We start from the raw sequence: 14,031 nt of genomic DNA, 5'->3' as shown, positions 1-14,031 counted from the left end.
ATACGGATTTAAGAAATGTCTGACATCAAGACTTTCGGTATTATCGGCACCGGTGTGATCGGCGCCGGATGGGCGGCGCGTGCGCTTGCTCGCGGCCTGGATGTGGTGGCCTGGGACCCGGCCCCGGATGCGGAGGAAAAACTGCGTGCGGCTGTGGCCAATGCCTGGCCTGCGCTCATCAAAATGGGCCTGCATGAAGGTGCCAGCCAGGATCGCCTGCGCTTTGCCGCCAGCCTGGAGGAAATGGCCTCATCCGCGGATTTCATCCAGGAATCTGCGCCCGAGCGGCTGGATCTGAAGAAGAGTATTCATGCCCGGTTGGATGCGGCCGCACGTCCCGGTGTAATGATCGCATCCTCTACCTCCGGCCTGCTCCCGACTGATTTCCAGGCGGACTGCGCGACCCCGGAACGAGTGCTGGTCGGTCATCCCTTCAACCCGGTCTACTTGCTGCCGCTGGTGGAAGTGATGGCGGGCGAGAAGACCGACCCGAAATATGTAGAACTGGCTAGTGACTTCTACAAATCCATCGGCATGTATCCGCTGCATGTGCGGAACGAGATCGAAGGGTTCCTGTCCGACCGCCTGCAGGAAGCGCTGTGGCGTGAAAACCTGCATCTGGTGAATGATGGCATCGCCACCACCGGCGAGCTGGATGACGCCATCGTCTATGGCCCGGGTCTCCGCTGGGCCTTCATGGGGGTCAACAAAACCTTCCATCTGGCGGGTGGTGACGCCGGTATGCGCCATATGCTCGAACAGTTCGGCCCGGCCCTAAAACTGCCCTGGACCAAGCTGGAAGCGCCGGAACTGACCGATCAGCTGATCGATAATATGGTGGAAGGCACCAAGGCCCAGACCGAAGGTACGTCGGTCAAGGAACTGGAGCGGATGCGGGACGATTGCCTGATCGCGATCATGAACGCGCTGAAAACCTTCAAGGAAGGGGCCGGCCGTCTGCTGCATGAGGATGAGGTCAATCAGATCAATTCCGTGCAGTCTTTCACCCGCTTTGAAAAAGGCATGGATATACCGGCAGCCCCGATGGAGCTGTATCGCTGTTCCGTGCGCCCTGATTGGGTGGATTATAACAGCCACATGACCGAGGCGGCCTATTTGATCGCTTTTGGCTGGGCAACGGATGCGCTGTTCCGCTTCATCGGCGATGATGAGGCCTACCGGGCCAGCGGGCTTAGCTTCTACACGGTTGAGACCCATATTAACTATTTCCAGGAATGCAGCACCGGCGATCCGCTGAAATTCACCACCCAACTGCTGGGCCTGGATGAGAAGCGAATGCATTTCTTCCATGCCATGTATCACGCGCAGACCGGCGAGCTGCTGGCGACCACAGAACAGATGCTGCTGCATGTGGATATGAATGCCGCCAAGGCCTGCCCGATCCGTGAAGATGTCTATGAGGCCCTGCAGGCGGTGATGGCGGCGCATGCTGGTTTGGATGTGCCGGAACAGGTTGGCCGCCAGATGGCCATCAAGAAAAAATAAGGGAGGGGAAATAATGGATTTCGCACTCACCGAAGAGCATAACATGATCATCGAAAGTGCCCGTGCTTTCGTTGAGCAGGAGCTCTATCCCTTTGAGGATGAAGTGGAAAAGACCGACCAGATCCGGCCGGAACTCTACGAATCGATCAAGCAGAAAGCCCTGGAGATGGGGTTTTATGCCGCCAACATGCCCGAAGAGCTGGGCGGCGGCGGTTTGGATACAGTTTCGCTGACCCTACTGGAAAAGGAACTGGGACGAGCCAATTTCGGTCTCCAATATATCGTGGCCAGGCCCTCGAACATCCTGCAGGCCTGTAAGGGGGAGCAGGTGGATAATTACCTTTTGCCAACCATCCGGGGTGAAAAGATCGACTGCCTGGCGCTGACCGAACCCAATGCGGGTTCGGATGTGCGTTCGATGGAATGCCGGGCCGAGCGGGACGGGGACCATTTCGTTATCAACGGCACCAAACATTTCATCAGCCATGCGGATGTGGCTGACTATGTGATCCTGTTTGCGGCAACCGGGGTGGAAGACACACCCAGGGGGCCGAAGAAGAAGATCACCACCTTCCTGGTGGATATGGGCACGCCCGGTTTCACCGTGGAACAAGGCTATCATTCTGTTTCGCACCGCGGCTATCACAACTGTATCCTCAATTTCGACAATTGCCGGGTCCATGAAAGCCAGATCCTGGGAGAAGAGCATCGGGGCTTTGATGTAGCCAATGAATGGTTGGGCGCGACCCGCCTGTCCGTTGCCGCCATGTGCCTGGGGCGTGCCGAACGCGCGTTGGAGATCGCCACTGAATGGGCGGCGACCCGTAAACAGTTCGGCAAGCCTATCGGCAAGAACCAGGGCGTTTCCTTTAAACTGGCCGATATGGCTCTGGAATTAAAGGCGGCTGAGCTGCTGACCCTGTATGCGGCCTGGAAGGACGATAATGGTGGTATGACGGATACGGATGCCGCCATGGCCAAATTGAAAGCCACCGAGATGCTGCAGATGGTCTCTGACGAGGCGATCCAGATCCTGGGCGGCATGGGGCTGATGGACGAACTTCCGCTGGAACGGATTTGGCGCGACCACAGGGTCGAGCGGATCTGGGACGGCACATCGGAGATCCAGCGCCACATCATCTCACGCGCTATGCTGCGTCCCTACGAGCAGTAAGTGAGAGAGACAGCCCCGGTTTCCTATCAGGCCGGGGCTGTCCAGTTTGACGTAACAATAATTGGTTCAGGGAGTGGACCGTGATCAACAAAGATCGTTTTGCCCGTCTGCTGTCGCCGAAATCCATCGTGGTTTTTGGCAGCGTGGGCGCGGATCATGCCATCCGGGAAAGTCGCAAGTTTGGTTTCCAGGGTGAGATTTGGGCTGTTCATCCAAAACGCGATGAGATCGAGGGACTGAAATGTTATCGCTCGGTTGATGAGTTGCCGGGCGTGCCGGATGCCGCCTATGTGGCCGTCAATGCGGACGCCGCCATCAAGATTGTCGGCGATCTGGACCGGGTCGGCTGTGGCGGCGCGGTCCTTTATGCCTCCGGCTTTTCGGAAGTAGGCGAAGAAGGCGCGGCACGCCAGAAGATCCTGGTTGAGGCGGCGGGCAATATGCCGATAATCGGCCCGAATTGTTACGGCATGCTGAACTGCATTGATCGGGCGGTCCTCTGGCCGGATCAGCATGGTTGCAAGGCGGTGGAAAAGGGCGTGGCGATCATCACCCAGAGCGGCAATATCGGCCTGAACATGACCATGCAGCAGCGTGGCCTGCCGCTGGCATTCATGTTCACCATGGGCAACCAAGCGGCCGTTTCGATTGCTGATGTGATGGATGCCCTGCTGGATGATGACCGGGTGACGGCCATCGGCCTTCATATTGAGGGCATATCCGATGTGGGCGAATTCGACCGGGTGTCCCGACGGGCGCTGGAGAAAAAGATTCCGATCATTGCCTTGAAAAGCGGCCGGTCGGAAGCCGCTGCCAAGATTGCCATGAGCCATACAAGCTCACTGACGGGGTCGGATGCGCTGTTTGATGCATTATTTCGCCGGGTCGGCATTGCCCGGGTGGATACGGTGCCGGAATTCCTGGAGACCCTGAAGCTGGTTTCTGTGATTGGACCTTTGAGCGGCAACCGGGTGGCCAGCATGAGCTGTTCCGGCGGCGAGGCAGGCATGATGGCGGATCTGATCGAACGTCATCAGGTGTGTTTTCCGGCCATGGGCAACGATCATGTTGCGGATGTTCAGGCGACGCTAAGCGATTATGTTCATGTGGCCAATCCGCTGGATTACCACACATTCATCTGGGGCAAACCGGATCAGCTGGAAGCCACATTCGCCGCCATGATAAAAGGCGGTGAATATGATGCGACCATGCTGCTGCTGGACTGGCCCAATTATGATGGCGCCAACCCGGAGGCCTGGGATGCGGCGATGAATGCGCTGGCCAGGGCTTCGAAGAAAACCGGTTTTAAAGGGATTGTGGTTGCTTCCATGGCGGAATGCCTGCCAGATCACGCGATCAAAGCCTGCGTGGATCAGGGAGTTGCGCCGATGATCGGCCTGGATCGATGCCTGGGGGCGCTGGGTCATGCCCATGAAATCGGCAAGGCCTTCGACCGGCCAGTCCCTAATCCGATCGCCACGACCACAGGTGAAGGCGCGGAAGGCCGGATTATTGACGAATGGCGCTCCAAGCGCAGTCTTTTGTCCCATGGTCTTTCGGTTCCGGAAGGTGCGTTGGTCACCTCCGCAACCGAGGCTGTAGCCGCTGCGGAGGCCCTAGGCTATCCGGTAGTGGTAAAGGCCGTTGGTTCCCATCTGGCACATAAAACCGAAATGGGGGCTGTGAAACTGAACCTCACCGATGGTAATGCGGTGGATGCGGCAGTGACGGACATGGCGGGTCTGTCCGACAAATTCATGGTTGAAAAGATGGTGCCGGGCTTTGTCGCGGAACTGATCGTCGGTATCAGCCGGGATGACCAGTTTGGCCCGACCCTGGTGCTGGGAGCGGGCGGCATCCTGGTGGAATTGTTGCAAGACAGCGCCACCTTGTTGCTGCCGACCGATCGCGAGACGGTCAGGAATGCATTGCAAGGGCTGAAAAGCTACAAGCTGCTGGAAGGTTATCGCGGCAAACCGGCGGGTGATTTGGAAGCGGTCATTGATTCCGTGATGGCGGTTGCCGCCTTTGCAGAGGCAAACAAAGAGACGCTCCAGGAATTGGATATTAACCCGCTGATGGTTTGTGAGGCGGGCAAGGGGGCGGTCGCGGCCGATGCGCTCATCAGGATTGCGGAATAGGAAAGGGGGAAACCCATGTCTGAAGCAGTAAAAGTTGTCCGCAATGGCGGCATTTTGGAAATCACTCTGGATCGGCCCAAGGCCAATGCCATCGATGCGGAAACCAGCCGTGAGATGAGCAGGGTTTTTGCCGAATTTCGCGATGATCCGGAAATGCGGGTGGCGATCCTGAGCGGGGGCGGGGAAAAGTTCTTCTCTGCCGGCTGGGATCTGAATGCCGCCGCGGATGGTGAGGATTATGAGGCGGATTACGGTGAGGGCGGTTTCGGTGGCTTCACCGAATTGCCGGAATTGAACAAGCCGGTGATTGTGGCGGTGAACGGCATCGCCTGCGGCGGCGGGTTCGAACTGGCGCTGGCCGCTGACCTGGTGGTGGCCGCCGAACATGCGCAGTTTTTCCTGCCCGAAATCTTTGTTGGCGTGATCCCGGATGCGGGCACCATTCGCTTGCCCAAAATGTTGCCGCGCGCCATTGCCCGCGAGATGCTGTTCACGGGACGGCGGATGAGCGCCGAAGAAGCGGCCAACTGGGGCCTGATCAATGCGGTAGTCCCGCTGGATCAATTGATGGAAAAGGCCCGTGAAACGGCCAATGAGATTATCCAGGCGGCCCCGCTGGCCATCGGTTCGATCAAGCAATTGCTGCGCGGGACCGAAGGGCTCGGCACCGATGAGGGCTTTGCCTATATGCGTGACGGCAAGGCCCCCTTGTATAAGCAGATGCTGACCAGCGAGGACGCGGAAGAAGGGCCAAAGGCTTTTGCCGAGAAACGGGATCCGGTCTGGAAGGGGCGTTAAGGGGTAACGAGCAAATCGGCATGTTCCGTTAACCAAAGTCTGATTTGCTCATTCCTGATTTTTGGTAGAAGTGTCTTGAGTTCACTTCTGCGACTTTCAAAATGTTTACAGCCCCGTTCCGTTTCGGAATTGTTGTATAATAAATTAAGTATTTTCAGGTCTTCAATGTGAACAGCGAGCACCATTCCGCGCCCAATCGGATATGAGGCAACACATGGTTCCTCCGCTTTAGCCTGTATCAACGAAATGAGTTTTCTGACAATGTCGCTTCGCCGAGTGATGATTGCCAAACGCATGGCGGAAAAACCAAGATCCTTTTGAATGGCAACGGTGTATCTTGGATCATGTTCCTTCAGGCCATGAATGATATATGGGTCTGCACCAGCATTGATCAAAAGATCCAATATTCCGTCTCGCCCCCTGGCGGCCGCCCAGTCCAGGGGACTCATATTCCACCGATCCGCCTGATTGGGAGAGTGTCCGGCATCCAGTAAAGATTTAGCCATCTCCGACTGGCCGAATCGTGTCGCCCAAGCCAGTTTTCCCTCATCGGGTTCGGGTGGTATTGGCTGTGCTGGGTTGGAAAAACGTTCCAATGTCGTTAGATGCTGGTTGGGTCGGAAATCCGGATTTCGCGGGCCTGATGAGAGAAAATCATCCCTTGAAGGCCAGCAGATGTCTGGATCAGGGTAGTGGGAATGCATGACCACCGTGCGGTTAAATCGCCTTGCATATTCATCAACTTTTTCCTCAGAGGGTATGATTGGCAACGGTTCACCGGTTTCCGGGGCGAGGGGTATCCCCGTCTCCGTATCCCCTACGAGATAATAATGATCCCTCTCGGACTTAAGATGGCGATTTAAAAAGCAAAGGACACCAGGCCTTGATGAGTTCCAGCCATGGTCCAGTAACAAAAGCCGGAAATCTCCTCTGGCTGCGGCTTGTTCTGCAGCTTTTTCCGGTTGGTTTTGTTTTATCAGAAGGGCTGGAAACAGGGATGGATTGTTTTGATCTGCCGCAGCCTGCTGCGTGAAAAGCAACGGCAGGAAAAGGACGAATGCTGCAAGTGACATTGTCGGATTCATTGATCTTAGACCCTTCCCATTTGCCCTTATCCTGCAGAGTATGGGAAGAAAAGAAAAGCCCCGCCGGTTGGCGGGGCTTTTGAGATCAGTCGAGCGGGACCGAAGGGCTCGGCGCCGATGAGGGCTTTGCCTATATGCGTGATGGCAAGGCCCCCTGTATAAGCAGATGCAGACCAGTGAGGATGCGGAAGAAGGCCCTAGGGCTTTTGCCAAGAAACGGGATCCGGTCTGGAAGGGGCGCTGAGTCCAATACAAGAAAAGCCCCTTTCATTAGGGGCTTTTCGTGATTTCCATGGATATAGAAGATTTTCGGTTTTTTTTGAGATTGGATTCAGTTTGTCTGCAACATGTAGCGTATCAGAATTCTTGAGCTTGGCGTTTGATCTCCACCTTCTGGATAGGTGTGTAGCCAAATCATGCTGTCGGCGATGATCGCGGCTTGCTCTAGAATCTTGGTATTGCCTTTGGCAATGGATTTTACCGATCCTAGGTCGGTGTTGCCGACGGACTCCCTATAGTTTTCCAGCAATATGCAGTTTTGCTGGTAACAAGTAGTGTTGCCGGCTACGCGAGTCGTGTCTATGAATGCCGAAATACTGTCGTCGGAAGTGCGTACGCCAGTAAAACGGTCCAGAATGGAGCCGAAAGGCGTCTGGGTTTTGACCAAGAATTTCGAGCTGCTGCTGGCGGATGCTGTTTGTACGGGAATCTCGACAAGAGGTTTGAAAAGCGGGTCGAGAATTTTTTGATGGGGGGCCAGGGCTGCGGGCAAGCCTTCAACCGGTTCTCCGGCAGTATTCAAATGATAATATTTGCGTGTCTTTTCGGAAGTTCCGTTCGATATAACTTCTACAAATTTCAACCCGGTTGGAAGCGCTAATTCCTCGTAATCGCGAATGTTCCCCAATGGGACGACGCCCTCACCAATGAGTGTGGCGCTTGTCGTTAAAGTTTTAGTGTTTTGATTGAAGGACCTGCTCAGTTCCATCTTGGCAAAAAGCAGGGTTTTCAGGTCATTATCTTTAATAAGAAAGGCAAGAATAGTAACGCCAGGCGCTGTCATGCCGCGGACGGATAGTTCAGAGGTGCCATTGGGGTTGACCTGACCTTCGAAACCACCGATTCTTTTGTCCTTTTTTGCCCAAAGTGATTCAATATCTGCTTCAGTTTGAGCGTAGGTGGATGTTGCGGAGACAAGGCTAAATGCCCATATGCACAGGATTGCTCCGATAGATCCAATTAATTTCATATTGCTGCTTTCCGGGAAATTTCCAATCAAACTATTAAGGCTTGGTGCGCCGAGAATTGGAATGATTCGGGTGGCTGGCCAATGCCCTATTGTTGTATTCAGCATGTTCAATCTTGAAATAGTTTGACCGACATTTAGCACATGTAAAAAGCCTCGCCAATTTGGCGAGGCTTTTTGTTTAATTGCCTATAGATCAATCCAGGTTCGTCAGCACGTTCCGGAGCGTGTCGAACAGGAAGTCGATATGGCTCTTTTCGATGATCAGCGGCGGCGACAATGCAATGGTGTCGCCGGTGGTGCGGATCAACAGGCCCTGTTCATAAGCGTCCAGGAAAGCCTGGAAGGCGCGCTTAGTTGGTGCACCCTCGATGGGGGAGAGCTCAATAGCGCCAATGAGGCCCATATTGCGGATATCAATCACATTGGGACAGTCACGCAGACTGTGCAGGGCATCCGCCCAATAGCCGTCCAATTCCGCCGCCCGGGTCAGCAAGCCTTCTTCCTGGTAGGTTTCCAGGGTTGCTAGCGCGGTCGCACAGGCAATCGGGTTGCCGGAATAGGTATAGCCGTGGAACAGCTCGATCATATTTTCCGGACCGGTCATGAAGGCATCGTAAATTTCTTTCTTGGCCAGCACCGCGCCCATGGGGATGACTCCGTTAGTCAGGCCCTTGGCAGTGGTGATCAGGTCCGGCGTCACACCGAAATGATCGGCGGCAAAGGGAGAGCCCAGGCGTCCGAAACCGGTGATGACCTCATCAAAGATCAGTAGGATGCCGTGTTTGTCGCAAATCGCGCGCAGCCGTTCCAGATACCCTTTTGGCGGCATCAGCACGCCGGTGGAGCCGGCCATGGGCTCGACAATCACCGCCGCGATGGTGGACGGGTCATGCAGGGCGCAGATCCGCTCCAGGTCGTCGGCAAATTCCGCGCCATGTTCCGGCTGGCCTCTGGTGAAGGCATTGCGGTCCGGGTCATGAGTGTGGCGCATATGGTCGACACCGGTGAGCAGGGTGCCGAAGCTTTTGCGGTTGGCGACTATGCCGCCAACGGAAATGCCGCCGAAATTGACCCCATGATATCCACGCTCGCGCCCGATCAGGCGGGTTCGGCCGGCATCGCCCCTGGCTCGGTGATAGGCCAGCGCGATTTTCAGCGCGGTTTCAACTGATTCGGAACCGGAATTGGTGAAGAAGACATGATCCATGCCCTGAGGCGCCATAGCGGCCAGCTTGGAAGCCAGCTCAAAGGCTTTCGGGTGGCCCATCTGGAAAGCGGGCGCATAATCCAACTCCGCCGCCTGTTTTTGGATGGCTTCAACAATTTTCGGCCGTTTATGGCCGGCATTCACACACCAAAGCCCGGCAGTGCCGTCCAGAATCTGGCGACCGTCATCGGTGGTGTAATGCATGCCTTCGGCGGCAACCAGCATGCGCGGTTTCTGTTTGAACTGGCGATTGGCCGTGAACGGCATCCAGAAAGCTTCCAGATTGTTGGTCTCGCTCCGCATAGTCCTGTTCCTATTCTTCGTTCATATGACGGCAATTTTTAGCTGATAACCTTTATATCACGCCCGTGATATGCCCGCTTGGTCCAGATTTCCGGATTTTCTCTGGCCAGCGAAGTGCAGTGCAGCAAAATCATGGTATACAAATGCATACAATGCTTGCGTGACAATGAATTTCGCCTACAATATGCGGCAATCACAAAATGAGACGCGGCATGCCCCCGATAAAAACCAAAGAGACGGCATGCCAGGAAAACTGACAAGTGGAACGAGAGTTATTAACCATGTCCGATCGGATTGAAGTTGGCGGCCTTCAGGTTGCCGCGCCCTTGCATCATCTTGTGGAACAGGAAATTTTGCCGGGCACAGGCATAGAGCCGGCACGGTTTTGGGCCGCGCTTGAGCAGATCGTTGCGGATCTGGGGCCAAAGAATAATGCCCTGCTGGAAAAGCGTGACCATTTGCAAAAGCAATTGGATGACTGGTATCGCAGCCAAAATGCCCCGGTTCAGGACATGGCCGCCTATAAAGCCTTCCTCACCGAGATAGGATATCTCTTGCCGGAAGGCGGGAAATTTGAAATCTCCACTCAAAATGTCGATCCGGAAATTGCCGAGGTTGCCGGGCCGCAGTTGGTTGTGCCAGTGATGAATGCCCGTTTTGCCCTGAATGCGGCCAACGCGCGTTGGGGCAGCCTCTATGATGCGCTCTACGGCACGGATGCGATTGCGCAATCAGGCGGCTTGGAACCTGGCAGCAGCTATAATGCAACACGCGGTGCTGAGGTGATCCGGCGGGCTGCGGCTTTTCTGGATCAGGCGGTTCCCCTTGCCAAGGGGGCTCATGATGAAGCAACCGAATATTCCCTGGAATCCGGAACGCTCATTGTTGCCTTGAAGGATGGAACTGTGACTGGCCTTGCCGATGCGGCCCAATTTGTCGGCTATGAAGGTGAGGGCACGCTGACATCTGTCCTGCTTCAGAATAATGGCCTTCATATTGAAATCCAGATCGACAGAAGCGATCGGATTGGCACGCAATCGGCCGCCGGGGTCAAGGATGTATTACTGGAATCGGCCTTAACCGCGATCCAGGATTGCGAAGATTCCGTTGCAGCCGTGGATGCCGAAGACAAGGTGGTTGTCTATCGCAACTGGTTGGGCCTGATGAAGGGGGATCTGTCTGAGAGCTTTGAAAAGGGTGGCAAGGTTATCACCCGTGCCCTCAACCCTGATCGCGTATACAAGTCAGCCAGTGGTGGTGATCTCGTCCTGCCGGGCCGCAGCCTGCTGCTGGTCCGCAATGTCGGCCATTTGATGACCAATCCGGCGATTCTGCTGGCGGACGGGTCCGAGATCCCGGAAGGTATGATGGATGCGATGGTGACGGCGGCCTGCGCGATCCATGACTTCAAAAAAGAAGGGGTAAACGCCAACAGTCGGCTGGGCAGCATGTATGTGGTCAAGCCGAAGATGCATGGCCCGGAAGAGGCGGCCTTGACCAATGAACTGTTCGGGCGCGTGGAACAGGCGCTGAGGCTGGCGAAAAACACCATCAAGGTCGGCGTGATGGATGAAGAACGCCGCACTACAGTGAATTTGAAAGAGTGCATTCGCGCAGTGTCCGAGCGTCTGGTTTTCATCAATACGGGATTCCTGGATCGGACCGGCGACGAGATTCACACGTCCATGGAAGCAGGGCCGTTCCTGCCCAAGGAGGATATCAAAGGCCAGCCCTGGATCGCGGCGTATGAAAACTGGAATGTGGATATCGGCCTGGAATGCGGCCTGAAGGGCCGGGCGCAGATCGGCAAGGGCATGTGGCCGAAACCTGACGAGATGGCTCAGATGCTGGAAACCAAAATCGCGCATCTGACGGCCGGGGCAAATTGTTCCTGGGTACCGTCGCCAACCGCCGCCACCTTGCATGTGACTCACTATCACAAAGTGAATGTGGCCGAGGAGCAGGACCAGATTGCCGGCCGTGGCCGTGCCAGCCTGGATGATATCCTGACCGTGCCGCTTCTCGGCGATCGGAAGCTGTCTGCTGACGAGATCCAGGCGGAACTGGATAACAATGCCCAGGGACTGCTTGGATATGTGGTTCGCTGGATTGATCAGGGGGTCGGCTGTTCCAAAGTGCCGGACATCAATGATGTCGGACTGATGGAGGACCGTGCGACTTTGAGGATCTCCAGTCAGCATATGGCAAACTGGCTGCACCATGGGATCTGTTCAAAAGAGCAGGTTATGGAGACCCTGAAACGCATGGCAACCGTGGTTGACCGCCAAAATGCGTCGGATCCGGCCTATCGGGCGATGGCTGACGATTTTGACGGCAGCATCGCCTTCCAGGCGGCCTGTGATCTTGTGTTCAGGGGAGGGGAGCAGCCAAGCGGTTATACCGAACCTTTGCTGCATGCGCATCGGTTGCGTGCAAAGGCACAGGCTGCTTGAACCCGGATTGAGGAACAAAAGCAAAGGCCCCGCGATAGTGCGGGGCCTTTTGTATCAAACTTCCAGTCTCAAAGCTCAATAATGGGGCGGCGGCGGTTCCGGCAGGTTTTTGCGTTGGGAAAACTCCGCGTCTTCCATCTGCTGGGTCAACAGTTTCACCCGGCCTTTCAAGGCATCAATCACTTTCCACTGATCAGAGATCATGTCGCTCATGTCGGCGACGGTGCGTTCCAATTCGGCCACATGGATCTCCAAGGTATTCAGGCGGTCCTCACTCATGATGTATCAATCCCTTCGACGATGGAAACTGAGGCTCTTCGGGCTTTCATATGGCCCGTGGCAGCAAAGATGGCAACCGGCAAGTTTGCGGGCGGGTCTGTTTGAGGTTTAAGGTGTGAGAATATCAGGATAAACTCATGAAATCACAGAGTAACGGTTAGAGAGGCAGGCGCACGCCATGACCAGCAACGCACGCGGTTGGCCAGATTATACAACAGATTTGAATATACTGACTGTCGCCCAATGTTATCAGGCAGACCAGGAGGCTATGGCGCGGGGCATTACCGGAGAGACCTTGATGGAAGCCGCCGGCGCTGCCATTGCGCGGGAGATCCTGGCGCGCTGGCCGTCCGGAAAAGCTGCCATCTTATGTGGCCCCGGCAACAATGGTGGGGATGGTTTTGTGGTGGCCAGGCTGCTCAAGGAGGCGGGTTGGCAAGTGGTGGTGGGGCTGCTGGGGGAATGGTCGCAATTGCGTGGTGACGCATCAACCATGGCACAGCGGTGGGGCGAGGATGTGCGCCCTCTGACGGTTGAGATCCTTGATGGGGCAACGTTGGTTGTGGATGCGCTTTTTGGTGCGGGGCTTTCCAAACCGGTTGAGGGGATTGCGGCGGAGACGCTTGAAGCCATCGGACAGGTGCCGGTGGTTGCGGTTGATGTTCCCAGTGGTTTGCATGGTGATAGCACAGAAATCCTGGGGACCGCCCGGCCAGCGGACCTTACCGTGACTTTTTTTCGGCCAAAGCGAGCGCATCGGACCTATCCGGGGGCGTTGCACTGTGGTGAGGTCGTCGTTGCTGATATCGGTATTCCAGCGGAGGTGCTGGATCAGATCGCCCCGACCTTGTGGGAAAATGATCTGGAGCTTTGGCGGGATCGGTTACCGCGGCCTGGATGGCGGGACAATAAGTTTTCCCGTGGGATGCTGGCCATGGCGGCCGGTGTCGAAATGACCGGCGCAGCCCGGCTGGCGGCGCGCGCTGCGCAACGGGCCGGTGCGGGCTATGTCTTGTTGGCCAGCCCCGAAAAAGCCTCCACATTGTATCGGGTGTCGCTGGAAAGTGTCGTGGTCAAGGGCTATCGCGATACGCTTGGTTACAGCGAAATCATTTCCGATGAACGGGTGAATGCTTGTTTGATAGGGCCTGGACTGGGCACGGATTTTGGCGGCATGGAAAAGGTATTGGCGACCTTGCGCCGGGAGGTGCCAACAGTTTTGGATGCCGACGCGCTCAGTCTTTTTGAAGGAAATTCAGAACTTTTATTTGAGAATCTTCATGGGGGCTGTGTGCTCACCCCTCATGCTGGCGAATTCAAACGTCTGTTCCCGGAGTTTGGGGGCGAAGACTATTTGGCGCTGGCCTTGGCTGCAGCAAAAAAAACCGGTGCTGTTATCCTCTTGAAAGGTGCGAATACATTTATTGCCTCGCCGGAGGGTGAAATCATTGTCAATACGGGGGCTTCGGCGGATTTGGCAACGGCCGGGACAGGGGATGTTTTGGCGGGGCTCATTGCCGGAATTTTGGCTCAAACGGGGGAACCATTGCTGTCGGCAAGTATCGGCGCCTGGATGCATAGCAGAGCAGGGAAGCTGGCTGGGCCGGGCCTAATCGCTGAAGATCTATCTCCATTGATCCCGAAAATATTGAATGAAATCAATAGGTAGCGAGTTTTATTTCAAGATTATGTTAAGTATTGCTTAAGATTCCATCGGTTATTGTGTAGAATTGAGACTAAAAGTTAATGAGCCAAAGTTGACGATCTGCAATAAGCAGTAGTACTCTAAGGAGTGGGTTATGTTCGGCTACACGTCAAATATTTCAGTACCGTTGT

Annotated in this window: 10 protein-coding genes; 6 read left to right on the top strand and 4 right to left on the bottom strand. The window is 55.5% G+C overall.

Features of this window, described 5'->3' with window-relative positions; all coding sequences use genetic code 11:
* Positions 1–15 precede the first annotated feature (15 nt).
* The 4 genes from DFP90_RS00670 to DFP90_RS00655 all read left to right on the top strand — a co-directional run bounded on the left by DFP90_RS00670 (position 16) and on the right by DFP90_RS00655 (position 5,619).
* Positions 16–1,506 (top strand): L-carnitine dehydrogenase, encoded by a 1,491-nt coding sequence (locus DFP90_RS00670; protein WP_115934500.1) that lies wholly within the window; start codon positions 16–18, stop codon positions 1,504–1,506.
* Positions 1,507–1,519: 13 nt separating this feature from the next.
* Entirely contained in the window at positions 1,520–2,680 is a 1,161-nt protein-coding gene (locus DFP90_RS00665; RefSeq protein WP_115934499.1) for an acyl-CoA dehydrogenase family protein, read from the top strand.
* A gap of 80 nt (positions 2,681–2,760) precedes the next feature.
* Positions 2,761–4,821: an acetate--CoA ligase family protein gene (locus tag DFP90_RS00660; RefSeq protein ID WP_218044541.1), complete on the top strand. Its 2,061-nt coding sequence runs from the start codon at positions 2,761–2,763 to the stop codon at positions 4,819–4,821.
* Between the two features lie 15 nt (positions 4,822–4,836).
* Entirely contained in the window at positions 4,837–5,619 is a 783-nt protein-coding gene (locus DFP90_RS00655; protein ID WP_115934498.1) for an enoyl-CoA hydratase-related protein, read from the top strand.
* Here DFP90_RS00655 and DFP90_RS22640 read toward each other — a convergent pair.
* The 3 genes from DFP90_RS22640 to aptA form a co-directional block, all read right to left on the bottom strand.
* Positions 5,616–6,704, bottom strand: a complete 1,089-nt coding sequence (locus tag DFP90_RS22640; protein WP_147300895.1) for an ankyrin repeat domain-containing protein — start codon at positions 6,702–6,704, stop codon at positions 5,616–5,618. The genes DFP90_RS00655 and DFP90_RS22640 overlap by 4 nt on opposite strands.
* Positions 6,705–7,035: 331 nt before the next feature.
* Positions 7,036–8,058, bottom strand: a complete 1,023-nt coding sequence (locus tag DFP90_RS00640) for a hypothetical protein (RefSeq protein ID WP_147300894.1) — start codon at positions 8,056–8,058, stop codon at positions 7,036–7,038.
* A gap of 88 nt (positions 8,059–8,146) precedes the next feature.
* Positions 8,147–9,463: an omega-aminotransferase AptA gene (gene aptA / locus DFP90_RS00635; RefSeq protein ID WP_115934495.1), complete on the bottom strand. Its 1,317-nt coding sequence runs from the start codon at positions 9,461–9,463 to the stop codon at positions 8,147–8,149.
* Positions 9,464–9,744: 281 nt separating this feature from the next.
* Here aptA and DFP90_RS00630 point away from each other — a divergent pair, with 281 nt between their 5' ends.
* Positions 9,745–11,916: a malate synthase G gene (locus DFP90_RS00630; RefSeq protein ID WP_115934494.1), complete on the top strand. Its 2,172-nt coding sequence runs from the start codon at positions 9,745–9,747 to the stop codon at positions 11,914–11,916.
* Between the two features lie 75 nt (positions 11,917–11,991).
* On the opposite strand, the gene DFP90_RS00625 is transcribed toward DFP90_RS00630, so the two are convergent.
* A complete protein-coding gene (locus tag DFP90_RS00625) occupies positions 11,992–12,195 on the bottom strand; it encodes a SlyX family protein (RefSeq protein ID WP_115934493.1) in 204 nt (67 codons plus the stop codon).
* 178 nt (positions 12,196–12,373) lie between these two features.
* Between DFP90_RS00625 and DFP90_RS00620 the strand changes: the two genes are divergently transcribed.
* Positions 12,374–13,864, top strand: coding sequence for an NAD(P)H-hydrate dehydratase (locus DFP90_RS00620; protein WP_115934492.1), 1,491 nt, complete (start codon positions 12,374–12,376; stop codon positions 13,862–13,864).
* The last annotated feature ends 167 nt before the right edge of the window (positions 13,865–14,031 follow it).

This window comes from Aestuariispira insulae, from assembly GCF_003385955.1.
Taxonomy (GTDB): Bacteria; Pseudomonadota; Alphaproteobacteria; order UBA8366; family Aestuariispiraceae; genus Aestuariispira; species Aestuariispira insulae.
This window is presented reverse-complemented; position numbering and strand designations above follow the sequence as displayed.